Below are 23,923 nucleotides of genomic sequence, written 5' to 3'. Positions count from 1 at the left end.
GCTCCTACAGGGATCTTCGACGTTGCAAATAAACAATCACGTCAAACCAGAGACAATCCACCGTGAACCAACTCCCCATCATCGACATCGCCCCGCTTTACAGCGATGACCAACTCGCCTGGCAAGACATCGCCCGGCAAATCGACCTGGCCTGTCGGGAGTGGGGGTTTTTCTATATCAAGGGCCACCCGATCAGTGCCGAGCGTATTGAACAGGTAGTCGGTACAGCGCAGCGATTCTTTGCGCTGCCAGAGGCTGAAAAGCTCAAGATCGACATAACCCAAAGCCGTCATCATCGCGGCTACGGCGCCATCGCGACCGAACAGCTGGACCCCAATATTCCCAGCGATCTCAAGGAAACCTTCGACATGGGCTTTCATTTGCCCGCCGATCATCCCGAGGTCGTCGCTGAAAAACCATTGCGCGGCCCCAACCGCCATCCAGACATGCCGGGCTGGGAAGCGTTGATGGAGCAGCATTATCTGGACATGCAGGCCCTTGCGCAGAAGTTGCTTCAGGCCATTACTGTAGCGCTGGGTATTGAGCGTGACTTCTTCGACAAGCGCTTTGTCGCACCCGTCAGCGTACTGCGCTTTATCCACTACCCGCCGCGCCATACTGCCACCAGCGCCGAACAGCAAGGCGCCGGAGCACACACTGACTATGGCTGCATCACTCTGCTGCATCAGGACTCTGCGGGCGGACTGCAAGTGCGTGATGTGCGCGGTCAGTGGATCGACGCGCCGCCGATTGACGGCACGTTCGTGGTCAACATCGGCGACATGATGGCGCGCTGGAGCAACGACCGATATGTGTCCACGCCGCATCGGGTGGTCAGCCCACTGGGTGTTGATCGCTACTCCATGCCGTTTTTCGTCGAGCCCAACCCGGATACCGAAATTGAATGCCTGCCCGGTTGCAAGAGCGAAACCGAGCCAGCGCGCTATCCTGTCACCACTTGCTCGGCATTCCTGTTGTCGCGTTTCGCCGATACCTACGCTTATCGACGGGAGCAGGAGGCCGGGTAAATTTGAACCGCTTGGTCAGGTTTTGCCCATCCCCAGGCATGACTCTGTAGAATGCCGGCCATCTGCACCTGATGAGAAAAGCACATGTACGATTGGTTGAACGCCCTGCCCAAGGCAGAACTGCACCTGCACCTTGAGGGTTCTCTGGAGCCCGAGTTGCTCTTCGCACTCGCCGAACGCAACAAGATCGCGCTGCCGTGGAATGATGTCGAAGCCCTGCGCGGTGCTTACGCCTTCAACAACCTGCAGGAATTTCTCGATCTTTATTACCAGGGCGCAGATGTATTGCGTACCGAGCAGGACTTCTACGACCTGACGTGGGCGTATCTTGAGCGCTGCAAAGCCCAGAACGTGATTCACACCGAACCCTTCTTCGATCCGCAGACCCATACTGATCGGGGCATCCCGTTCGAAGTGGTACTGAATGGCATCACTGGCGCTCTCAAAGACGGTCAATCAAAGCTGGGTATCAGCAGCGGTTTGATCCTGAGTTTCCTGCGTCACTTGAGCGAAGAAGAAGCGGAAAAAACTCTCGACCAGGCCCTGCCGTTTCGAGATGCATTCGTCGCCGTAGGCCTGGACAGCTCGGAAATGGGTCATCCTCCGAGCAAGTTCAAACGCGTCTTCGACCGCGCACGTAATGAAGGCTTCCTGACCGTAGCGCACGCGGGCGAAGAAGGCCCGCCCGAGTACATATGGGAAGCACTGGACCTGCTGAAAATCCAGCGTATCGACCACGGTGTACGTGCCATCGAAGACGAGCGTCTTATGCAGCGCATCATCGATGAGCAAATCCCGCTGACGGTGTGCCCATTGTCAAACACCAAGCTCTGCGTCTTCGACGACATGGCAAAACACAACATCCTCGACATGCTTGAGCGTGGTGTGAAGGTCACGGTGAATTCCGACGATCCCGCTTATTTCGGCGGCTATGTCACCGAGAACTTCCATGCGCTGTACACCCATTTGGGCATGACCGAAGATCAGGCAAAACGTCTGGCACAAAACAGCCTGGACGCCAGACTGATCAAGCCTTGAGCTAATCCCTTGTCAAGCGGCAGCCGCGATCTTGTCGATCTCGCGCTGCCCGCTGGACGAGACTTGCAGAGTGCTCGATTCCTCTGTGACCCGTAGCCAACCCATCTGAATAAAAAGCTGCAACAGACCCGCCCCTAACGCACCGCCCAAGTGCGGCGTGAACTCGCTCCTGTCAGCACAGGCGCAGACGGTTTCGCGCTGACGCAACGCAAGTGCAGGCACGTAAATTCCCCGCTCTGCAAACCTTGCCATCCCCACGCTGGTGACTTCGACCCGATGCTCCTGCTGCTCGATCCAACCGGCCCCGAGCAACCGCTGATACAACTCCGCGGCGATATCGCCGCCTAGGTGATCGCTGCATATACGCGCCTCGCGCAAAGGCATGGCAGGCAAAGGCTGTGCAACATTGCGGTTGATCTGCGCGGCACTGACGACAGAGGCACAGGCAAGCGCCTGGATTGCCGTCGCCACCTGTGGACCCGCCAAACGGAAAAAGCGCTTGCGCCCACGCACCTCCTGCTTCAACAGACCACCCGAGGCCAGACGCGCCAGATGCGCCCCGGCCGAAGATGTCGTAAGGCCCGCAAGCAAAGCCAGCTCATTAGCGGATCGAGCAGTACCGTCCATCAAGGCCCAAATCATTGCACTGCGCTTCGGGTCAGCCAGTAATGTTGCAACGTGGCTGATGCAAGGTGCATGTTCCATATGTTCACTCCCTGTTGAAACATCGTCTATCGCGATGACATGGTGGCAGCAATCCAGTTGTAACCAAGAAACCAAACCGCCAAAGTCGAAGCCGCTGTACGCCAGTAAATAGCACTATCAGATGACCGACGGTCTCTAATCACGCCTGGCTTCAGGAACTCCCACGTTATTGGTGACTTCATTGACACGGCGTGATCGTTCTACACATACGTCTAACTTGAAGCGTAATTGCTCCAGAACCTGATCGAGCCCAACATCAACTACGAAGGCTAACTCAAAGCACCAGTATAAGCCTTGGAACCTTTCTGCCGATCAGGCAAAAAGAGCATTGTTCCGAGAGCAGCCGTAATGTAATGACGAACCTTGTCCAAGCTTTTACTTTAGGAACCCGCTGGAAAATATCACAATGAAGTCTACCGACCCACCGCCACAAAGGCCTGCAACCGCAAACCCAGAAAGCTCGCTGCACCGCGAGAGGCATTTTCCCACAACTAAAATGTGCTAAAACGCTCAACAAAATAAGGCAAGTAGTAGAGCTAATTTTCGCAGCTCGCCACTAGCAATCATATTAACGCTCGTCACTTTCCGAAATATCCGTAGGATAAATCCATGAGACTTGTAGTCACTGACTACATTTTACGAAGGAATATAAACACCAACTTATCAAGTCAGTAACTTCAAGCAAGTATCCAGTCAACCGACATTCATTGATCTTGACCATTTGATAACTTGCGATTGCAATCTTGTTCACGCCCGAATTGGCTCCCGCAAAAAATGCGGGAGCATCCAGTCAGACCTGCGATGGCATGGCATCGCGTTTATTTTGCAGGCGACGGGTCAATACCGAGATACCCACCGCCAGAGCACCACATATGCTGATGACCAACGCCATGGGTACCGCTGTGCCATCGTGCAGCACGCCAACCATCGCAGCAGCGCCAGCGGCCACGCTGAATTGCAGACAACCCAGCATGGCCGACGCGCTTCCGGCGCGAGCCCATTGCCCGTTCATCGCACATGCCGATGCATTGGGGATGATGCAACCCAGGCTGGCGATGCAAACGAACAACGGCACCAGCAATGGCCAAAGTTGTTCGGTACGCAACCCGGTTATCGCCAGCAACACCAGAGCCGCAGCAAGGTAAATCCAGATAGTGCGCGACAACAGAAACGCAGGTCCCCGCTTGCCCACCAGCCTTGCGTTGAGCTGTGCGATCAGGATGAAACCGGCAGCGTTGGTACCGAACAACCAACCGTAATGCTCAGCGGGCACGCCATAAAGCTTGATGAACACGAATGGCGAACCGGCGATATAGGAAAACATCCCGGCCATGGCGATACCGCCCGTCAATGCATGCCCGAGAAATATTCGGTCTCCCAGCAAGCTGCGGTACTGCTTCAAGGCGCCCGCCAATGGCTGACGCGGATGACTGGCGGGCATGCTTTCGGGCAAACCAAGCGCTACCGCCAGCGATGCCAATGCACTGAAGGCCGTCAGGCTGATGAAAATCGACTGCCAACCGTACAGATTGACCAACAGTCCGCCGAGCATCGGCGCCAGAATCGGAGCCAGCCCCATCACCAGCATTAGTTGCGAGAAGACTTTGGCAGACTGCACGGCATCGCATTTATCGCTGACAATCGCCCGGGCAATCACCATCCCGGCACAACCACCCAGCGCCTGCACGAAGCGTGCGCCGATGAGCCAGTCCAGGTTCGGCGCGAAGGCGCAGGCCAACGAGGCCAACGTAAACAGCGTCACGCCAAACAGCAGCGGAATCCGCCGACCGAAGCGGTCAGCCACAGGACCGTAAGCTAGCTGGCCGATGGAAAGGCCCAGAAAGTAAGACGCCAGAGTCAGTTGAACGTGTTTCTCGTCCGTGCCGAACGCCGAAGCGATGGCCGGGAAACCTGGCAAATAAAAATCGATGGCCAATGGGCCGAAGGCGCTAAGCGCACCGAGAATCAGGATGGTACGAAGGTTCATGAGGCGTCCAGACAGTGCTCGTGCAGCCCGACAGTTTAACCGGGCCTGTACGGGCTGAGTGTCAGGAGAAGGTAATTACTTCAAAAAGTTTCCCGGCCGCGCCTCGTAGGAGATTTCACCTCGCTGCACTGCCCCCCCTGTAAGAGCTCACAAACATCGCGAGGCAGCGATAGCGGTTTGTCTGGAATACTGCTATCGCTGCCTCGCGTTGCTCGTGAGCGCCTACAGATAGAATTTAAACTGCCTTCAACTCGCCAACTGCGCCTGATACCCCTCCTCACCAATCAAGCCAATAACCTGTTCGCCGGTCAGGTCGCTTTCGACAATCACTTCACCGGTCCGCAGGTCTACTTGCACCAGCGCGCTTGGGTCCTGGTCCTTGATGGCAGTGGTCACCGCTTTGACGCAGTGGCCGCAGGTCATGCCTTGAACGTTGAATCGTTGCATGGTGCTACTCCTTCACACAGGGCTTTGGATGACGATGACGCCATGTTTGACCTTCCCATCGTGGCAAGGTCAAGTTTCTCGTTTGTCTGCCGGGCTGGTATTCGGCGCAAGGCTCGGCCAAGCTGCATCATCACCGTCTACATCAGGAGTATCAGCGATGCGCTGGTCAGCATTGAGCCTCTTCGGCATTCTCGGTCTGTTGGCTGCTTCCCCGGCGGTTCAGGCCGATCAGGATTACGGCGTTCTGATCATTTCCCGCGAGCGGCTGGAAGTCGCGACGTCCTGCGAGATCGGTATCTATATTCAGGACCAGCTCGCGGGCCGCGTGTTCCAGGAACAGTCTGTCTCCTTCAACCTTCCAGCGGGAAATGTCGCGATTCGCCTGCGAGTGCTGCCAGGTGCTGTCTTCGGCTGCGACCCCGGCATGGAGGCGCAGAGCAACACCAACATCAAGATTCAAGCCGGCGATATTCTCAAATACCGGATCGCCAGCAGCCTCAATGGCATGTATCTCAAACGCGCCGACCTGAATTATTGATCTGGACTTGACCTTGACCTCGTGGAAAGGTTGATCCTTGCAGGTAACCGCCTTCAGGGAGAACGAACATGCTCAATCCGCTCAACTTCGACCTGCCGATTTCCGGCATGACCTGCGCCAGTTGCGCAGGTCGGGTTGAACGTGCGTTGAATAAAGTGCCGGGGGTCAAGACCGCCAGCGTTAACCTGGCCAACGAGCAGGCGCATATCGAGACGGACGGCGGGCCGGATACCGCTACCCTCATCGCCGCTGTAGAGAAAGCGGGTTACGGGGCCACTGAACTTCAAGAGCCGGCCGCCAAAGCCGATCAACAACTGCGCAAACTGACGCGAGAGCGCTGGGCGTTGATTCTGGCGATAACGCTGTCGATCCCCCTGATTCTGCCCATGCTCCTGCAACCGCTGGGCATGCACTGGATGTTGCCCGCGTGGGCACAATTCGCGTTGGCCACCCCCGTGCAATTCATCTTCGGTGCGCGTTTTTACGTCGCAGCCTGGAAAGCCGTTCGCGTCGGGGCAGGCAACATGGACCTGCTGGTGGCGCTGGGCACCAGTGCCGGGTACGGCCTGAGTGTTTATGAATGGGTCACTGCCGCGTCCGGCAAAATGCCACATTTGTACTTTGAAGCGTCGGCGGTGGTCATTGCTTTGGTATTGCTGGGCAAATACCTGGAAAGCCGCGCCAAACGTCAGACCGCCAGCGCTATACGCGCGCTGGAAGCCTTGCGCCCCGATCGCGCCCTGCAAGTCATTGACGGTCATGAGTACGACATCGCCATCAGCGCCTTGAATCTCGGCGATCTGGTGCTGGTAAAACCAGGCGAGCGCTTCCCTGTAGACGGTGAGGTGATCGAAGGCCAAAGCCATGCCGACGAAGCACTGATCAGCGGCGAAAGTCTGCCGGTACCTAAACAGGTCGGCGACAAAGTTACCGGCGGTGCAATCAATGGCGAGGGGCGTTTGCTGGTGAAAACCACGGCGCTGGGCACAGAAACAGTTCTGGCGCGCATCATTCGTTTGGTTGAAGACGCCCAGGCTGGCAAGGCGCCCATTCAGAAACTGGTGGACCGGGTCAGTCAGGTGTTCGTGCCAACCGTTCTGATCATTGCCTTCTTTACCTTCGCCGGGTGGCTAGTGGCGGGCGCGCCAATGGAAAGCGCGCTGATCAACGCCGTCGCGGTATTGGTGATCGCCTGTCCGTGTGCACTGGGCCTCGCAACGCCTACAGCAATCATGGCCGGAACCGGTGTCGCGGCCCGCTATGGCATTTTGATCAAGGACGCCGAGGCGCTGGAGCGCGCACATGAAGTCACCACAGTGGTGTTCGACAAAACCGGCACGCTGACTTCCGGCACACCGCAAATCGCCCATTTCTGCGCCAAGGGCGGCAATGAAGAACAGGTACTCGAGTGGGCTGGCGCTCTGCAGCGCGGCAGCGAGCACCCGTTGGCCAAGGCCGTGCTGGATGCCTGCCGGGATTGGCACCTGCATCCGGCCAGCATTGAAAACAGCCATGCCCTGCCTGGCGCCGGTATTGCCGGAACGCTGGACGGGCGCGACCTGGTCTTGGGTAACCGGCGCATGCTTGAACAAAGCGGCTTGCACATGGAAGAGCTGGCCGACGCAGCCCATGCCTGGGAAGCCGAGGGCCGGACCTTGTCATGGTTGATTGAGCAAAGCCCAAACCCGGCAGTGCTCGGTCTGTTCGCCTTTGGCGACACACTTAAACCCGGCGCGCGGCAAGCGATAGAGCAACTGGCGACACGCAACATCAGTAGCCACTTGCTGACCGGCGATAATCACGGCAGCGCCAAAGTAGTTGCCGATGCGCTGGGTATCCGTGACGTTCATTCCGAAGTGCTGCCTGCGGACAAAGCCGCAACAGTGGCTGACTTGAAGCGCTATGGCGTGGTGGCGATGGTGGGTGACGGCATCAACGATGCTCCCGCTCTGGCCGCCGCCGATATCGGTATCGCCATGGGCGGTGGCACCGATGTCGCCATGCATGCGGCAGGGATTACGCTCATGCGCGGTGATCCGGCATTGATCCCGGCAGCGCTTGAGATCAGCCGCAAGACCTACGCCAAGATCCGCCAGAACCTGTTCTGGGCCTTCGTCTACAACCTGATCGGTATTCCGTTGGCAGCCTTCGGCTTCCTCAATCCGGTACTGGCGGGTGCGGCAATGGCGCTGTCCAGCGTGAGCGTAGTGAGTAACGCCTTGCTGCTTAAAACGTGGAAGCCCAAAGATCCGGGAGCAAAGTCATGAACATCGGACAAGCAGCGAAACAGAGCGGGTTGAGCGCCAAGATGATTCGTTATTACGAAGCCACCGGCCTGCTGCAGGCGGCGCATCGCAGTGACAGCGGTTATCGGCTCTATGGCAAAGACGATCTGCACACACTGGCATTCATCAAGCGCTCTCGGGATCTGGGCTTTTCGCTGGAAGAAGTCGGCAAGCTGCTGACGCTTTGGCAAGACCGACAACGCGCCAGCGCCGACGTTAAAGCACTGGCCCGCGAGCATATTGCCGAGCTCAATCAGAAGATCGAGGAAATGGCCAGCCTGCGCGATACCTTGCAGGAGCTGGTTGAGCATTGCCATGGCGACGACCGCCCGGACTGTCCGATCCTCAAGGATCTGGCTTCGGGTGGGTGTTGTGGGTAGGTGACCTCGCAGGTGAGACCCACACCTTGTGGGAGCCGAGCTTGCTCGCGATAAGGCTGGACGCGATCTAAAGTCAACCGAGTCCAGCCTTATCGCGAGCAAGCTCGGCTCCCACAGGGGAACAGCATTCCAATTCAGATGGCAGTAGGCAATATCAGCAGCCTTCCAATCCAAACAAAAAACCCGGCCTGAGCCGGGTTTTTGTTAACTGCTGATCACTGCATCCAGGGCGGAGGCGGCTCTTCAGCAGTCTTGCTCGGTGGAGCGTCGTCGGCAGCGCGGGCAGCCTGACGGCGGTCTTCGTCCAGGCGCGCCGCTTCGATTTCCCGCAATACGCCGCCAACATCGGCCTCGTCTTCCGGTTCGTCAAACTCGCCAGTCAACACCGTCGCTGGCGACAACGTACCTGCTTCGTAGTACGACCACATTTCCTTGGCGTACTTGGTTTTGCGCAACTCTGGCGCAAATCGCCCGAAGTAGGACGCCATGTTGCCCACGTCACGCTCCAGCATGCTGAACGCGTGGTTATTGCCAGCGGCGTCGACCGCCTGAGGCAAATCGATGATCACCGGACCGGTCGGGGTCAACAGCACGTTGAACTCGGAAAGGTCGCCATGCACCAAACCGGTACATAGCATCAGCACGATCTGTTCGATCAGAAAGGCGTGATATTCCCGAGCCTGATCCGGCTCCAGAACCACGTCATTCAATCGCGGTGCGGCGTCGCCATACTCGTCGGCGATCATCTCCATGAGCAATACGCCTTCGAGGAAGTCGTACGGCTTGGGAACCCGAACGCCAGCGCTGGCCAACCGGAACAGTGCCGCCACTTCGGCGTTCTGCCAGGCGTCCTCTGTTTCCTTGCGACCGAACTTGGAGCCCTTGGCCATCGCCCGTGCCTGACGGCTGTTACGTACCTTACGGCCTTCCTGATATTCAGAAGCCTGACGGAAACTGCGCTTATTTGCCTCCTTGTAAACCTTGGCACACCGCAGCTCATTGCCACAGCGCACCACATAAACAGCTGCCTCTTTACCGCTCATTAGCGGGCGCAGCACCTCGTCCACCAGACCGTCCTCGATCAGGGGTTCAATGCGTTTAGGAGTTTTCATCAGCTTTTATTGTGGGTCCTTCGTTGCCAAACACGCGATTGTTGCCCGTTATACGGCAATCCTCTGCCAGCGAGTAGTGGGAGCTGACGTTTGATGTGGATAGTTTCTGTCGGAAAATCCCTCATCGCCCCGATATGAAGCAGCTTTCATGCCGTAAGACAGTAAAAAACCAACCGGACGCGCCGGGTAAGAAGCTTCGGCAACTATAAGCATCGCGTAAGACAATCGGAATCAGTTACTGCTTGAACAGCTCACCGGGAGTGAACCCGAACAACCCCTTGAAAGCCGCGATGAACGCAGACGTGGAGTCGTAGCCGCAAGCCAAAGCCGTGTTGGTCACGCTGTCGCCATTCTCCAGCGCACCCAGCGATGACAACAACCGCGCGCGCTGCCGCCAGCCACGAAAACTCAGCCCCGTTTCCCGTTGAAACAGGCGCATCAAGGTTTTTTCCGAAGCCCCGAGGCGCATTGCCCAATCGTGTAGCGTAATCAGTTGGCTCGGGTTTTCGATCAGTTCATTGCACAGCTCGAGCAAGCGCGGATGGCGAGGCAACGGCAGCGAGAAACCCACTTCTGGCAAATGCGCCAATTGATCCATGAGCACCTGCACCAGTCGCGCTTCACTGCTATCCCCCAAGGGATATTCGGCGGGCAAATGACAGAAACTTTTGATCAGTTCCCTGGCCAGCGGCGTCACTTCCAGAACCCGACAGCGTTGCGGTGCCCAGCTGGAGTCCTCTTTACGCACATACAGGCTGCGCATTTCTGCACGCATGGAAGTCACTACTTCGTGCTCCAGACCGGCCGGTATCCAGACGCCCCACTGCGGCGGGGCAAAGAAACTGCCTTCAGTGGTATGCACGCCCAGAACACCACTGATCGCGTAGGAAAACTGCACCCATTCGTGACGATGCGGCGGCGTCCACGAGCCGGCGTTCAAGCTTTCGGCACGGGCATACAATGGACGCGGCAATTCACTCAGGGCGGGGATCTGTCGCTCACTGCCTTGACGGTGCATAGGATTTTGTCCGTTAGTCGGTATGGTATGGCCTTATGTCGCAAGACGGCAGTGTACGAGTGAGTTAGCCTTCGGACATCTATTTTTACAAACAATTGCCGAGCACTTATGTCAGCCCTCAAACACCTCAAACGCGTCGTCACCGACTGGTTCCTCTGCGGGATGGTCCTGGCCACGGTTCTGGCCTACTTCTTCCCCGGCTTCGGCGCGACCGGCGGAGGCATGCATGCCGAATACGTCATCAACATCGGCGTGTTCGTGGTGTTCTTCCTGCACGGGGTCAACCTGTCGAGCGAACAAATCAAACACGGCCTGAAGAACTGGCGCCTGCACATCATGGTGCAGCTATTCACCTTCCTGGTGTTCCCGATCATCTGGCTGGTCTGTGACAAAGCGTTCGGTGCATACATTCCGGCGCTGTTGATGCTGGGCTTCTTGTACCTGTGCGCGTTGCCTTCGACGATTTCCTCTTCGGTAGCGTTGACCGGCAGTGCGGGCGGAAACGTACCGGCGGCGATTCTCAACGCGAGCATGTCCAGCGTGTTCGGCATCTTCATGACGCCATGGCTGGTCAGCCTGGTGATTGGCACCGGCTCCGGCGGTATTGACCTGGGGTCCACGCTGCTGAACCTCAGCCTGATGTTGCTGCTGCCACTGATCCTGGGCCAGTTGGTGCGTCCGCTGTTGGGCAAGTTTTTCGCCAAACACAAGAAATACACCAACCTGATCGACAAGATTGTGATCCTGTTGCTGGTCTACGCGGCTTTCTGTAATTCGATGGTGTCAGGACTGTGGCAAACCCAAGGCAACTCGGTCATCGCCATGGCTTTCGTTGGTAGCGCTGTATTGCTGGTAGTGATCCTGTTACTGACCACCGGAACAGCCCGCGCCTTGAAATTCAACCACGCAGACAAAGTGGCGGCGGTGTTCTGCGCCACCAAGAAATCCCTCGCGGCCGGTGCGCCGATGGCGGCGCTGATCTTCGGCAACAACCCGGGCCTGGGCCTGATTCTGCTGCCGATCATGATCTATCACCCGCTGCAGCTTATCGTTTGCTCGGTGATGGCAGAGAACTACGCCAACCGGCACAGGCAGCAATTGTCGGCAGAAGCGCTGGAGGAAGCCCGCGCGGCTTGATCGGAGTCTTTTGGGGGTTATGCAAAACCTGTGGGAGCTGGGCTTGCCCGCGATAGGACTGAACGCGGTTCACTTTAGATCGCGTCAACCTTATCGCGGGCAAGCCCAGCTCCCACAGGGGGAAAGCATTTCAATTCAGAAAATGGCACCCCTCACCGCTCAAGAATCGCAGTAACCCCCTGCCCGCCCGCTGCACAGATCGAGATCAATCCGCGCCCTTCTCCCGCGACGCTCAACAACTTGGCCAAGTTGGCGACGATGCGCCCGCCCGTGGCTGCAAACGGGTGACCGGCGGCCAATGAGCTGCCTTTGACGTTCATCTTGCTGCGGTCAATCGATCCTAAAGGCGCGTCCAGCCCAAGTCGGGTCTGGCAATAATCCGCGTCCTCCCAGGCCTTAAGCGTACACAGCACCTGGGCAGCGAACGCTTCGTGAATCTCGTAGTAATCGAAATCCTGCAAGGTCAGGCCATTGCGCGCCAAGAGCCGAGGCACGGCATAGGCTGGCGCCATCAGCAGGCCCTCTTTGCCGTTGACGAAATCCACCGCCGCCGACTCTCCGTCACGCAGATACGCCAACACCGGCAGACCACGCTCTTTGGCCCACTCTTCACTGGCCAGCAGCACCAATGATGCGCCGTCAGTCAGCGGTGTGGAGTTGCCCGCCGTCAGCGTGCCCTTGGCGCTGCGTTCGAACGCCGGTTTCAGGCTGGCGAGTTTTTCCAGCGTCAGGTCCGGGCGCAAATTATTGTCGCGGGTCAGGCCCTGAAACGGCGTGATCAAATCGTTCTGCCAGCCTTCGGCATACGCCGCGGCCATTTTTAAATGGCTTTCCAGCGCCAGTTGATCCTGTGCGTCGCGAGGGATATTCCAGGTCTGCGCCATCAATTCGCAGTGCTGCCCCATGGAAAGACCGGTGCGCGGTTCGCCATTGCGTGGCAACTCAGGCTTGAGGTTGTGGGGACGCAATTGCAACAAAAGTTTAAGTTTGTCGCCTACGGATTTAGCCCGGTTAACCTGCAGCAAAACGTTACGTAAATCTTCGTTCACGCCAATCGGTGCATCGGAAGTGGTATCCACGCCGCCCGCAATACCGCATTCGATCTGTCCCAAGGCGATTTTATTGGCCACCAGCAACGCCGCTTCCAGCCCGGTGCCACAGGCCTGTTGCAGATCATAGGCAGGCGTCTGCGGGGACAAGCGCGAGCCCAGCACGCACTCGCGAGTCAGGTTGAAATCCCGGGAATGCTTGAGGACCGCTCCGGCAACGACCTCGCCCATGCGCAAGCCATGCAGGTTGAAACGCTCGATCAATCCCTCCAGCGCAGCGGTCAGCATGTCCTGATTGCTCGAAGTGGCGTACGGCCCATTGGAGCGAGCGAATGGAATACGGTTACCGCCGACGATGGCGACCCGGCGTGGCTGATTCATTGAAAACTCCCTTTATTGATACGGATTCGCTGATGAGCAGCGTAGGGGATACTCGAACGAACGTCGCTTGAGTGTGGTCAACTCCTTTGAACCCCGACTCAAGGAGAGTGTTCCATGCCGTCTGATCGCTACATAGATTTCGCCAACTCTGACCTGGGCAGCCGCCTGGTTGGCGCTATTGGCCTGCCTAAACCGGTCAGACTGGAACGCTGGCAGGCCGGACGTCTGCGCCCTGTTGAAGGTTCGTTGCTGATCAGCGCCGGGCCGTTGGCTGATCAAGTCCGGCTTTTCGCTCCGCGCTTGACCGAGTCTGTCTACAGCTTTGGCTCAGAGGTACCGGGCACAACCGCCTGGGTTGTCGATCAGGGTCCGAAAATCAAAGCAGTGGTCTTCGACGCCAGCGCTTTCACGCGCACCGAGGACCTCAAGCAATTGCGCGAATTCTTTCAGCCACTGCTGAAAAAACTCGATGACAGCGCGCACGTGGTGATTCTTGGCCATTCGCCCGCCAGCCTCAGCGAACCGCTGGCCGCCAGTACCCAACAGGCGCTCGAAGGCTTCAGCCGCTCGCTCGCCAAAGAGATGCGCAACGGCGGCACTGTGCAACTGCTGCAAGTGGACAGTGGCGCGGAGGATCAGCTTGAAGGTGCTCTAAGGTTTTTCCTGTCGCCCAAAAGCGCTTTTATCTCCGGCCAGGTCATCCGTCTGAGTCCTTGCGCGGCACAGGTGCAGGACTGGAGTCGCCCGCTCAGCGGCCGCAGAGCGCTGGTGACCGGTGCGGCGCGTGGTATCGGCGCGGCGATTGCCGAAACACTGGCTCGCGACGGCGCTGAAGTGGTCCTGCTCGATGTACCTCAGGCCAAATCAGACCTGGATGCCTTGGCGGCGAGACTGGGCGGCAAGGCCCTGACGCTGGACATTGGCGCAGCCGAGGCGGGCGCGCAGTTGATCGAACAACTGCAGGGGGGCATCGACATTCTGGTGCACAACGCCGGAATTACCCGGGACAAGACGCTGGTCAACATGTCTGCCGACTTCTGGGATTCAGTGTTGTCGGTCAATCTCAACGCACCACAAGTGTTGACCGAAGCGCTGCTCGACAGCGGCACCCTGCGCGATAACGGTCGCGTCATTCTGCTGGCCTCAATCAGCGGCCTTTCCGGCAACCGTGGCCAAACCAATTACGCGACCAGCAAAGCCGGCTTGATCGGCCTTGCTCGCGCCTTGGCGCCGGTGCTGGGCGAGCGCGGCATCAGTATCAATGCCGTTGCTCCGGGCTTTATCGAAACCAAAATGACCTCAAGCATGCCGTTCGCCCTGCGTGAAGCGGGACGGCGCATGAGCTCGCTAGGTCAAGGCGGCTTACCGCAAGATGTGGCTGAGGGCGTCGCCTGGCTGGCTCAACCAGGCGCAGGAGCTGTCAGCGGTCAGGTACTGCGGGTCTGTGGTCAAAGCGTCATCGGCGCATAAGCGGACAACGATAATCACGAGCAAGGAGATGCACGATGAGCGCTCATTGGCGATACCTGGATTCTCTACCGACGCTGCCGAACCTGTTTGTTCAGGCGGCGCTGCGGCGCAAGGTCACCGGTACTGAACTGCCAGACATCGGCTTGCGTTGCTGGACGTCAGTGGACGCGCAGAAGCTGTCCCAATACCGCGAAGTGTGTGGCTTCAGCGAAAACAGTCTGTTGCCGCCGACTTATCCACACGTGCTGGCGTTCAATCTGCAAATGCAATTGATGACAGCCAAAGACTTCCCTTTCCCGCTGTTAGGGCTGATTCATTTGGCCAACCGGATAAGGATTCACCGACCGCTGGGCAGCGTGAACAAGGTGTACATCGGGGTAAAAGCCGAAAACCTTAAGCCTCACGACAAAGGCGCGACGTTCGACCTGATTACTCAGGTTGAGGATTCGATGGGTCTGTTATGGGAAGAAGAGAGCACGATGCTCTGTCGCGAAGTGCAGCTGGAAGGCGCGGTGAGCAGCGATTATGAGCCGGCAGCATTGCCCGCTACGGAGGTCGCTCGGTGGCGAGCGCCAGCTGAAATTGGTCGGCGTTACGCCAAAGTATCTGGCGACTACAACCCGATCCACCTGAGCGGGCCAAGCGCCAAGCTGTTCGGCTTCCCGAAGGCCATTGCCCACGGTATGTGGCTCAAGGCAAGAACTCTGGCTTTTCTGGCTAACCACCTTCCGGCCTCGAACGTGGATATCAGCGTGCAGTTCCAGAAGCCGGTGCGCTTGCCCAGCGAGATTGTGCTGTCGGCCAGCGCGGCGGGTTCCCACGGCCAATTCCGCCTGGAAGGTGCGCCAGGGTTGGTGCATATGGTGGGGAGTTGGCAGCCGGTGACGGAAGTCGCGGAGTAATGGCGGGCTGAAATGAATTGTGGGAGCGGTGCTTGCCCGCGATAAGGCTGGACGCGATTCACTTTAGATCGCGTCCAGCCTTATCGCGGGCAAGCACCGCTCCCACAGGTAAGGCGTCGCTCGTACCCTCTTTTATTTACATCAAGGTTTTTTCTTGCGCGGCCCTGTGTTGAACACCGGGACTTTACGCACGGGCTTGGCCGATGGCGCTTCTGGCGCAGCGTCGCCACTGTCGATCCATTTGCCCAGGTTACGTTTGCCGCCACCGGAGGTTTTGGGTTTCTTCGGCTTTTTCGGTTTCTTCAGAATCTGGCCGCTGGCGTCGGTGGTTGGCACGCGATGTTCCGGTTCGAAATCCGGTTCTTCCTCACGACGCAACGTCTGGCGAGTCAATGTTTCGATCGCCGACAGCAATTCCACTTCGTCAGCACACACCAGCGAAATGGCCTCACCCGTCAGGCCTGCTCGGCCGGTGCGGCCAATGCGGTGAATGTAGTCTTCAGCGACGATCGGCAGATCGAAGTTGACCACGGTTGGCAAATCATCGATATCCAGACCGCGCGCAGCAACATCGGTGGCCACCAGAATCTGTACTTCACTGGCCTTGAAGCGATCCAGAGCCCTTTGACGGGTGGCTTGTGGCTTGTCGCCGTGGATACCGTCAGAACTGATGCCCAGCCCCTGCAAACGATCCACCAGTTGATCGACGCCAACCCGAGTCTTGGCGAACACCAGAACCTGAGACCAGCGCAGTTTTTTCAGCAGATGGATGAACAACTCGGGCTTGCGCTTCTTGTCGACCGTCACCACCCATTGCTTGACCGAAGACGCCGCCACGTTGCGCGGGCTGACTTCAATGGTCAGTGGGTCGTCGAGCATCTGCGCGGCCAGCTGGCGGATGGCGTCGGAGAAGGTCGCGGAGAACAGCAAGGTCTGACGTTTTTTAGGCAGGGCCTTGTAGATATCGCGCAGCTCTTCGGAGAAGCCCAGATCGAGCATACGATCCGCTTCGTCGAGGATCAGGGTTTGCAATTGGGAGAACTTCACCGCGTTCTGGCGGTAAAGATCGAGCAAGCGACCCGGTGTAGCCACCAGCACATCGACGCCTTTACGCAGTTTCATCATCTGCGGATTGATGCTCACGCCGCCGTAGACGGCATAGGTGCTCAGCGGCAGGTGTTCGGCGTACTGACGAATGTTCTCGTGAACCTGCTCGGCCAGCTCACGGGTCGGCACCAGCACCAGCGCACGCACCGAATTGGGCATGACTTTCGGGCCTTCCATGGTCAGGCGTTGCAGCAGCGGCAAGGCGAAACCGGCAGTTTTGCCAGTACCGGTCTGGGCTGCGGCCATCAGGTCACGCCCGGCCAGGACCGGTGGAATCGCCTGCGCCTGAACAGGCGTGGGAGTCTGGTAGCCGAGCGTCTCAAGAGCGCGCAGCAGAGGTTCAATCAGGCCGAGTGTGGCGAATGTCATTGGAGTACCGTAGATAAATCACGCGAGATGGCGCGCAGTTTACCCTGTCCGGACTATTCCGGCCTGCACCGCCTGCGGCTTTCGCCATTAGTCCGGCCCAATCCGCTGTAGAGACTGGAGAGAACGCCTTTAAAAGCCGCGCTGACGCTTGATGGCGTCGCTGATTTTCGCCGCGGGCACTTTCTGCAGCGTGCAGAGCAATTGGTGGGAAATCGTCGAAAGGCCATGGGTGTGACGCAGTTCATGGGTCAGATAGGCGGTGAGGTTGGCAGCCATCTCGGCATCAGCCATGGCCCGGTGAGCCTTGCCGGTATTGGGCAGGCGCGCATAGCTGGTCAGGGTGCCAAGCTTGTGATTGGGCGCTGCCGGCATCAGGCGTCGCGCCAACAGCAGTGAGCAAGCAAAGCTTTGTTGGCGGTTGCGCTCGATGCGCGACAGCTCGTAATCCCAGAACTTCTGGTCGAACGAGGCGTTATGCGCCACCAGCGGGATCGTGCCGACGAAATCAGCCACGTCACTCATGACCCGCTCGGCTGACGGCGCAGTGCGAATCATGCTGTTGCTGATGCCAGTCAGAGACTCAATGAAGCCTGGAATCCGCACACCCGCGTTCATCAGGCTTTGAAAGCGATCAACGATGCGCCCCTGCTCCATGATCACCACGGCAATCTCCGTGGCACGGCAGCCTTGGCCTGGAGAAATACCGGTGGTTTCGAAGTCGATGACCGCTACTTGTTCCAACACGTGCCTGAACCCTTAAAAAATCAACGTAAAAGCAACGCGCCTTCGATGGGCACGTAGCGACTGGCGGCGCGGATCAGCGAGTTGGCGGTCAGCCCCGGCACGCCATAGGCAACCGCTTCTACGCCATGTTTGCTAATGATGCGCTCAAGCAACAAATCAAAATCGCCATCGCCGGACGCCAAGACCACTTCGTCGACCTGTGGCGCGACGTCCATGATATCGATGGTGATGCCCACATCCCAGTCACCCTTGGCCGAGCCATCGCTGCGCTGGATGTACGGCTTTAGTTTGACGGTGAAACCGAGGTTGCGGAGGATTTGCTGGAATTGCTGCTGCTTGCTGTCGCCACGGTCGATGGCATAGGCGTAAGCCTCGACGATTTCCCCACGCTTGCTGATATCGGCCCACAACGCCGCGTAGTTGAAATGGCAACCATGGGCCTGACGGACCGTGTAATAGAGGTTCTGTACATCGGCGAACACAGCGATTTTCTTCACCGGTAATCCTCATGACGCAGCAGCGCAGCCAAACGACAGCGCCGATTCAGAAGTTGAATCGGCGCTTAGTATGCCAGTTTCGTGGATGGCCCGGGCATTGGCGGCCACTCGCTCCAACAAAGAAATGCGGTCTCCTGTGGGAGCGTATTTCAGCGCGGCAGGTGGGTGTCTGAGTAAAACGCCTCCTGGAAATACATCTGGATAGCTGAATCAAACAAACGAATCATCATCCCCACCATCAAAACCGCCGTCATCCCAGCCACCTTGATCGCTGCCGTATGAATCGTTGCTGGTCACACTCTCCTGGTTATCGTTCCAGCCACCACCTGAATCCTGAGGGCTATGATCTGCAACCTGGGCAGGCTCTTCCTTGATGACTTCAACAATTTCTTCAGGCTGGTTGTGACTGCCGAACATGCTGCTCAGGCCCTGCGCCAGCATTACACCACCGGCGACACCCGCTGCGGTTTGCAACGCACCGCCGAGAAAGCCGGTGCCTCTCGGAGCCTGTTGCTGCGGCGCAGCATAATTGCCTTGCGGCGCGTTGTAAGGCGCAGGGCTGGACGGGCCGCCGTCGCGCCAGCCACCACCCGACGACGCTGGCGGCTGGGAAAAGGACTGCTGCGGCTGAGGCTGCGGGCGATTACCACCGCCACCGAAGATGCTCGACAAGAAACCACCACCGCCCTGGGCCGGAGCCGAAGAGCCTTGGGCCTTCGCCTGCTGGAGTTCAGCCTGCAAACGCTGGATTTGCTCGTCGCGCTCTTTGACCTGCTGGTTGAGCTGATTGACTGCCGCTTCCTGCACCAGAATCGCCTGCGCCATGTAATAAGGCGCGGCGGGTTGCTGGTTGAGATGCTCCTTGATCCTGGCTTCAGCCTCGACGTCACGGGGGGCCGAACCGGTTTCGGCACTTTTCAGTTTGCTGAAAAGACCATCGATCAGGGTTTGCTCTTCGCTGTTCATGGCGACCTCGTTAGATTGCCGTTAAAAATCTTCGCCTGGCCGGATAGCCAGCGCGTAAGCAAGGTAATGGGGCTAATCCAGAGCGTTTCAATAGACAGTCGCAAATGTTAAGAAGGCTCTGGCCGGTGCCTGGTTAGCCAGCTAAAGTGACCGCCTGCTTTTTTTGCGACTCGATACTAATGAACCCGCTGACTATTCTTACCGACTCCCTGTATTTTTTTCGGCGCAACCTGACGAGCATTCTGGCGCTGTGCCTGCCGCTGGTCATCGTTGAGGCACTGGCCAAGCAGGCGCTGAGCAACTCACTGACGGCCAACTCATCATCGGCTTACGAATTACTGATCGGCCTGTTGTTCTACCCGCTCTACACCTGTGCACTGATCCTGTTTATGGATGCACGCAGCCGTGGTGGCGATCAGCCGAAACCGCGTGACTTGCTAGCCATGGCGCTGCGCATGTGGCCGACGTTCGCAGTGCTCTCGGCGCTGAGCACACTGCTGATCATGTTTGGTCTGTCACTGTTTATCGTTCCCGGCATCTGGGTGATGGTCAAACTGGTGTTCGCGGAATACCTGTTGGTGCTGCGCGGCCTGACGCCGCTGATGGCGATGCGCGCAAGCTTCGAAATGAGCAACGGCCATTTCGTGCGCATCCTGACCTGCGTGTTGTGTATCTATATTCCGCTGTCGCTGCTTGAAGGTATCGCCTACTTCCTGCTGCCTGAGCCACAGAACGCAGCGGCCACTCTGCTGATCAACGTCGTCAGCAGCTTCCTGCAGTTGTTCACCAGCGTGGTGATGTTTCGCTTGTTCATGCTGCTCAACGAACCGCCTGAACAACCCGAAGAGCTGGAGTAACCGAGAGGAAGGCTGCCAATCATGTCCCAGTCGGCTATGCTCGGGATTGCACTTTTTGAAAGCCCTGCAACGCGAACTTCTGACTGAACGCAGCGCGTTCTAAGCCGAGCCAATGAGCCGCCTGATCCGTTTCATGCTGATTCTCGTATTGCTGGCCGGCGTGCTGCTGGGGCTGGTCTACACCCTGACCTGGCGCCCTGCTCCTCGTGAAGAACTGCCTGTCGCCTGTATTCCTGCAGATAAAGCACCGCGTTTGATACCGGGGCAAGCACTCAAGGTCATGACCTGGAACATCCAGTATCTGGCGGGCAAGCGTTACGTGTTCTGGTATGACATGACCGATGGCAGCGGCCCGGACGAGCGGCCAACGCCGGAAGATGTCGCCTTCAATCTCGATGAAGTTGCCCGGGTAATTCGCGACGAACAGCCGGACATCGTCCTGTTGCAGGAAGTGAACGACGGCGCGAAGAACACCGACTACGACGATCAGCTGGCGTTGCTGCAAGAGCGCGTCACTGATCTGTATCCCTGCAGCTCCGAGGCGTTTTACTGGAAAGCCGATTTCGTCCCCAATCCGCACATCGCAGGTAGCGTCGGCATGAAACTCGCGACCCTCAGCCGATTCGAGATCGACCGGGCCGAACGCATTCAGCTGCCGATTCGCGACGCTAACCTGATCAGTCGCCAATTCCAGCGCAAACCAGCACTACTGGTCAGTTACCTGCCGCTGCGCGATGGCGGTCACTTGGCGGTGATCAACACCCATCTCGAGCCATTTATCGAAGGCGACGACGCCATGCAGCGTCAGGTCCAGGCGACCGCCAAGCTACTCGACAAGTTCGAAGCCACTGGCACGCCCTGGCTGATCGGCGGAGATTTCAACCTGCTGCCGCTGGGTCAGTATCAGCGCCTGCCGGTCGAACAGCGTTCGTTGTATCAGCCGGATAGCCAGTTGCACGTGCTGTGGGACAAATACCCGATGATCCCTAACAACGTCGAAGTCGGCGGTATTGATCGTTCGAAATGGCTTACGCACTTCCCCAATGACCCACGCCTCAATGGCCCGGATCGCACCGTGGATTACCTGTTCTACAGCCCGCGACTCAAGCGAGTGGGGGCCAGCGTGCGGCAGGAAGATACGCTGCTGATCTCGAATCACCTGCCGGTTATTGGACGGTTTTTGTTGCCGGTGTTGCCTTGAAAACTCTCTAAGCAGAACTCGGTACCTGTGCGAGCGGTGCTCGCCCGCGATGCATGAGACGCAGCTTGAAGACACACCGCGTTATCGTTTATCGCGGGCAAGCATCGCTCCCACAGAAAGCAGCATACGGGGGCGTTCAAAACACTCACGGGCAGCTACTTCCTCGGCTTGATCCGCGCAGTCGGCTCGGCAATCAGCGGGTCATCCGGCCAATAGTGTTTGGGGTATCTGCCCTTCAAGTCCTTTTTCACCTCGGCATACGTGCTGCGCCAGAAATTGGCCAGGTCTTGCGTGACCTGCACCGGGCGACGGGCGGGAGACAGCAGGTGTAGTTTTACGATCTGCCGCCCGTTGGCGATGCGCGGTGTATCGGCCAGACCAAAAAGCTCTTGCAGGCGCACCGCGAGAATCGGCGGGTGTTCGCTGTAATCCAGACGTACCGATGAGCCGGACGGCACGCTCAAGTGATGCGGCGCCAACTCATCCAGACGTTGAGGCAACGGCCAAGGCAGCAGGTTATGCAGGATCGACGACAAGTCCAGATTGCTGAAATGACTGAGCCGCGACACCTTGCCCAGATACGGCAGTAGCCAGATTTCCAGCCGTTCCAGCAAACCGGCGTTACTGACATCCGGCCATTCGCTGCTGTTTTTCTGCTGCAGATCCAGCGAGCGCAACAAACCGACGCGCGCCTGCCATTGGCGTAGTTCGGGCGTCCACGGCAACAGTTCAAGACCTTTACGCCGCACCAACGCCAGCAGCGCCTGACCTTTGGCAGACTCATCCAGCCCGGTCAGCGGCTCGCGACTGAGGATCAATTCCCCCACCTTGCGCTGGCGTTCAGCACGGAACACACCTTCGCGTTCGTCCCAGTCCAGTTGATCAAGCTGAACCACTTGTTCAGCCAACACAGAATCAAACAATGCCGGATCGAACTCGGCCGCCAGATAGATACGCTCTTCGCGCTGGCCCTGTCGGCTACCGAGGTCGGCGATTACCAACCACGGCTGCTTCATCAACGCATCGACTTCGGCAAATAAGGCTGCCCGACCGTTAGCCAATCGGTATTCAGCACCGCCCGCCTTACGCTGCTGCGCAACACGGTCGGGATAGGCCAGCGCCAGCAACGCGCCCAGCCAGCGCGGATGGTCTGGATCGCTCACCGGCGCAGTCGCAGCGCCGCGCAGATAGCCGCGATATTGGCGAGCCAGTTGTTTAGCCCGCTGCACGCCGCCTTGGGCACCACGCGCAGCGCGCTCACTGCCATCGAGCAGCGTCAGGCGACTGTGCAGATCGGCACCGGCGCCGCGCAAAATGTCGCGCTCGCCCAGCAAGGCCGCAACGTCACAGGCCAGACTGCCCAGGCCCAACGCCTGGCCGCGCAGCAGCAAATGGGCGATACGCGGGTGGGCCGGAAGCTCGGCCATGGCCTGACCGTGAGAAGTAAGTTTGTGCTCTTGCCCCGGTTCACGGGTCAGCGCGCCCAGACGGACCAATAAATCCTGAGCCTGCCCATAAGCCGCAGCGGGTGGGACGTCGAGCCAGACCAGTTGCGCCGGCGTCACGCCCCAGCGCGCCAGTTGCAAGGCCAAACCGGCGAGATCTGCCTGAAGAATTTCCGCTGCGCCATACGCAGCAAGTTGCTCGTGTTGAGCTTCGGACCACAGTCGATAACACACACCCGGCTCCAACCGTCCGGCTCGACCGGCGCGCTGAGTCGCGCTTGCACGGGAGATCCGCTGCGTGTCGAGGCGGGTCATGCCGCTGCCCGGATCGAAACGCGGGACCCTTGCTAACCCGGCGTCGATCACTACTCTCACGCCATCGATGGTGAGGCTGGTTTCGGCAATATTCGTTGCCAGCACTACTTTGCGAATGCCCTTGGGGGCGGGTTCGATAGCGGCGCGCTGGGCGTTCAGATCCAGTTCGCCATGCAAAGGGCACAACATGATGTCGGGGCGCGAGTCCAAGGCATCCGCCAGTTGCTGATTGACCCGTCGAATTTCCGCCTGTCCTGGCAGGAAGACCAAAAGGCTGCCATTTTGATCGTTGATCGCATCCAGAACCGTTTGCACCACACGCGGCTCGATGAATTCGCCGGGCTGAAACGGTCGGCCCCACTGCATCTGCACCGGGAACATCCGACCGTCGCTGCGCACCACTGGTGCATCGTCGAGCAAACTGGAAAGCCGCTCGCCCTCCAGAGTGGCCGACATCAGCAGGATCTTAAGCGGTTGCTCGTCACGAAAAAGATCGCGGCCGTTAAGGCTCAGGGCCAAGGCCAGATCGGCATCCAGGCTGCGCTCATGAAATTCGTCGAAGATCAGCAAACCAACGCCTTCCAGCGCCGGATCATCCTGCAAGCGTCGGGTCAGAATACCTTCGGTGACAACTTCGATGCGTGTGTTGGGGCCTACCCTGCTTTCCAGACGGATCCGGTAGCCAACGGTTTCACCCACCTTTTCGCCCAGCTCGCTGGCCAGTCGCTCAGCCGCTGCCCGCGCTGCCAGTCGGCGCGGTTCGAGCATGAGAATGGTTTGCCCGGCCAGCCAGGTTTCCTCAAGCAGCGCCAACGGCACGCGAGTGGTTTTGCCTGCACCGGGCGGAGCTTCAAGCACCGCTTCATGGCGCTCGGACAGCGCCCGGCGAAGGTCGGGTAAAACGGCATCGATAGGCAGGGAAATCATGGCGGCTCCAGAACAGGC

Annotated in this window: 21 protein-coding genes; 10 read left to right on the top strand and 11 right to left on the bottom strand. The window is 58.4% G+C overall.

Features of this window, described 5'->3' with window-relative positions; genetic code table 11:
* Window positions 1-62 precede the first annotated feature (62 nt).
* Together ABRP31_RS02240 and ABRP31_RS02235 are read left to right on the top strand one after the other, a co-directional pair.
* Window positions 63-1,028, top strand: coding sequence for a 2-oxoglutarate and iron-dependent oxygenase domain-containing protein (locus ABRP31_RS02240; protein ID WP_349973758.1), 966 nt, complete (start codon window positions 63-65; stop codon window positions 1,026-1,028).
* An 84-nt stretch (window positions 1,029-1,112) separates the two neighbouring features.
* Window positions 1,113-2,066 carry an adenosine deaminase gene (locus tag ABRP31_RS02235; protein ID WP_122662557.1) on the top strand — a complete coding sequence of 318 codons (954 nt, stop codon included), beginning with the start codon at window positions 1,113-1,115 and terminating at the stop codon, window positions 2,064-2,066.
* 12 nt (window positions 2,067-2,078) lie between these two features.
* Here the strand turns inward: ABRP31_RS02235 and ABRP31_RS02230 are convergent, their stop codons facing one another.
* From ABRP31_RS02230 to ABRP31_RS02220, 3 genes are all read right to left on the bottom strand, one after another.
* Window positions 2,079-2,771 carry a winged helix-turn-helix domain-containing protein gene (locus tag ABRP31_RS02230; RefSeq protein WP_349973760.1) on the bottom strand — a complete coding sequence of 231 codons (693 nt, stop codon included), beginning with the start codon at window positions 2,769-2,771 and terminating at the stop codon, window positions 2,079-2,081.
* A 790-nt stretch (window positions 2,772-3,561) separates the two neighbouring features.
* A complete protein-coding gene (locus ABRP31_RS02225) occupies window positions 3,562-4,758 on the bottom strand; it encodes a multidrug effflux MFS transporter (protein WP_087267779.1) in 1,197 nt (398 codons plus the stop codon).
* Window positions 4,759-5,004: 246 nt separating this feature from the next.
* Window positions 5,005-5,205, bottom strand: coding sequence for a cation transporter (locus tag ABRP31_RS02220; RefSeq protein ID WP_349973762.1), 201 nt, complete (start codon window positions 5,203-5,205; stop codon window positions 5,005-5,007).
* Window positions 5,206-5,362: 157 nt separating this feature from the next.
* Between ABRP31_RS02220 and ABRP31_RS02215 the strand changes: the two genes are divergently transcribed.
* The 3 genes from ABRP31_RS02215 to cueR all read left to right on the top strand — a co-directional run bounded on the left by ABRP31_RS02215 (window position 5,363) and on the right by cueR (window position 8,408).
* A complete protein-coding gene (locus tag ABRP31_RS02215; protein ID WP_087267773.1) occupies window positions 5,363-5,743 on the top strand; it encodes a hypothetical protein in 381 nt (126 codons plus the stop codon).
* A gap of 68 nt (window positions 5,744-5,811) precedes the next feature.
* Window positions 5,812-8,010 (top strand): heavy metal translocating P-type ATPase, encoded by a 2,199-nt coding sequence (locus ABRP31_RS02210; RefSeq protein ID WP_349973763.1) that lies wholly within the window; start codon window positions 5,812-5,814, stop codon window positions 8,008-8,010.
* Window positions 8,007-8,408, top strand: a complete 402-nt coding sequence (gene cueR / locus ABRP31_RS02205; protein WP_349973765.1) for a Cu(I)-responsive transcriptional regulator — start codon at window positions 8,007-8,009, stop codon at window positions 8,406-8,408. Before ABRP31_RS02210 ends, cueR begins: the two co-directional genes overlap by 4 nt.
* 215 nt (window positions 8,409-8,623) lie before the next feature.
* Here the strand turns inward: cueR and ABRP31_RS02200 are convergent, their stop codons facing one another.
* Complete coding sequence (locus tag ABRP31_RS02200) at window positions 8,624-9,520, bottom strand: PA4780 family RIO1-like protein kinase (RefSeq protein WP_122662539.1); 897 nt, start codon at window positions 9,518-9,520, stop codon at window positions 8,624-8,626.
* Window positions 9,521-9,755: 235 nt separating this feature from the next.
* Window positions 9,756-10,538: a helix-turn-helix transcriptional regulator gene (locus tag ABRP31_RS02195; protein ID WP_349973767.1), complete on the bottom strand. Its 783-nt coding sequence runs from the start codon at window positions 10,536-10,538 to the stop codon at window positions 9,756-9,758.
* A gap of 108 nt (window positions 10,539-10,646) precedes the next feature.
* Between ABRP31_RS02195 and ABRP31_RS02190 the strand changes: the two genes are divergently transcribed.
* Complete coding sequence (locus ABRP31_RS02190; RefSeq protein ID WP_349973769.1) at window positions 10,647-11,675, top strand: bile acid:sodium symporter family protein; 1,029 nt, start codon at window positions 10,647-10,649, stop codon at window positions 11,673-11,675.
* Between the two features lie 152 nt (window positions 11,676-11,827).
* Here ABRP31_RS02190 and ABRP31_RS02185 read toward each other — a convergent pair whose 3' ends face one another.
* Window positions 11,828-13,105: an acetyl-CoA C-acetyltransferase gene (locus ABRP31_RS02185; protein WP_349973770.1), complete on the bottom strand. Its 1,278-nt coding sequence runs from the start codon at window positions 13,103-13,105 to the stop codon at window positions 11,828-11,830.
* Between the two features lie 114 nt (window positions 13,106-13,219).
* Between ABRP31_RS02185 and ABRP31_RS02180 the strand changes: the two genes are divergently transcribed.
* On the top strand, window positions 13,220-14,575 hold the full coding sequence (locus ABRP31_RS02180; RefSeq protein WP_349973771.1) for a 3-oxoacyl-ACP reductase: 1,356 nt from the start codon (window positions 13,220-13,222) through the stop codon (window positions 14,573-14,575).
* Window positions 14,576-14,610: 35 nt separating this feature from the next.
* Entirely contained in the window at window positions 14,611-15,477 is an 867-nt protein-coding gene (locus ABRP31_RS02175) for a MaoC/PaaZ C-terminal domain-containing protein (protein WP_349973772.1), read from the top strand.
* Between the two features lie 141 nt (window positions 15,478-15,618).
* Here ABRP31_RS02175 and ABRP31_RS02170 read toward each other — a convergent pair whose 3' ends face one another.
* The 4 genes from ABRP31_RS02170 to ABRP31_RS02155 all read right to left on the bottom strand — a co-directional run bounded on the left by ABRP31_RS02170 (window position 15,619) and on the right by ABRP31_RS02155 (window position 19,160).
* Entirely contained in the window at window positions 15,619-16,953 is a 1,335-nt protein-coding gene (locus ABRP31_RS02170) for a DEAD/DEAH box helicase (protein ID WP_349972791.1), read from the bottom strand.
* A 129-nt stretch (window positions 16,954-17,082) separates the two neighbouring features.
* Window positions 17,083-17,694, bottom strand: coding sequence for a PolC-type DNA polymerase III (locus tag ABRP31_RS02165; protein ID WP_167384345.1), 612 nt, complete (start codon window positions 17,692-17,694; stop codon window positions 17,083-17,085).
* Window positions 17,695-17,717: 23 nt separating this feature from the next.
* Window positions 17,718-18,194 carry an NYN domain-containing protein gene (locus ABRP31_RS02160; protein ID WP_027902939.1) on the bottom strand — a complete coding sequence of 159 codons (477 nt, stop codon included), beginning with the start codon at window positions 18,192-18,194 and terminating at the stop codon, window positions 17,718-17,720.
* A 210-nt stretch (window positions 18,195-18,404) separates the two neighbouring features.
* Window positions 18,405-19,160, bottom strand: coding sequence for a DUF2076 domain-containing protein (locus tag ABRP31_RS02155; RefSeq protein WP_349972792.1), 756 nt, complete (start codon window positions 19,158-19,160; stop codon window positions 18,405-18,407).
* A 179-nt stretch (window positions 19,161-19,339) separates the two neighbouring features.
* Between ABRP31_RS02155 and ABRP31_RS02150 the strand changes: the two genes are divergently transcribed.
* Both ABRP31_RS02150 and ABRP31_RS02145 read left to right on the top strand, forming a co-directional pair.
* Entirely contained in the window at window positions 19,340-20,017 is a 678-nt protein-coding gene (locus ABRP31_RS02150) for a hypothetical protein (RefSeq protein WP_349972793.1), read from the top strand.
* A 112-nt stretch (window positions 20,018-20,129) separates the two neighbouring features.
* Window positions 20,130-21,218, top strand: coding sequence for an endonuclease/exonuclease/phosphatase family protein (locus tag ABRP31_RS02145; protein WP_349972794.1), 1,089 nt, complete (start codon window positions 20,130-20,132; stop codon window positions 21,216-21,218).
* A gap of 155 nt (window positions 21,219-21,373) precedes the next feature.
* On the opposite strand, the gene hrpB is transcribed toward ABRP31_RS02145, so the two are convergent.
* The gene (hrpB, locus tag ABRP31_RS02140; RefSeq protein ID WP_349972795.1) at window positions 21,374-23,905 is read right to left on the bottom strand and encodes an ATP-dependent helicase HrpB; all 2,532 of its coding nucleotides are present in this window, start codon (window positions 23,903-23,905) and stop codon (window positions 21,374-21,376) included.
* Window positions 23,906-23,923 lie beyond the last annotated feature (18 nt).

It is taken from the genome of Pseudomonas caspiana (assembly GCF_040224095.2).
Taxonomy (GTDB): domain Bacteria; phylum Pseudomonadota; class Gammaproteobacteria; order Pseudomonadales; family Pseudomonadaceae; genus Aquipseudomonas; species Aquipseudomonas caspiana.
This window is presented reverse-complemented; position numbering and strand designations above follow the sequence as displayed.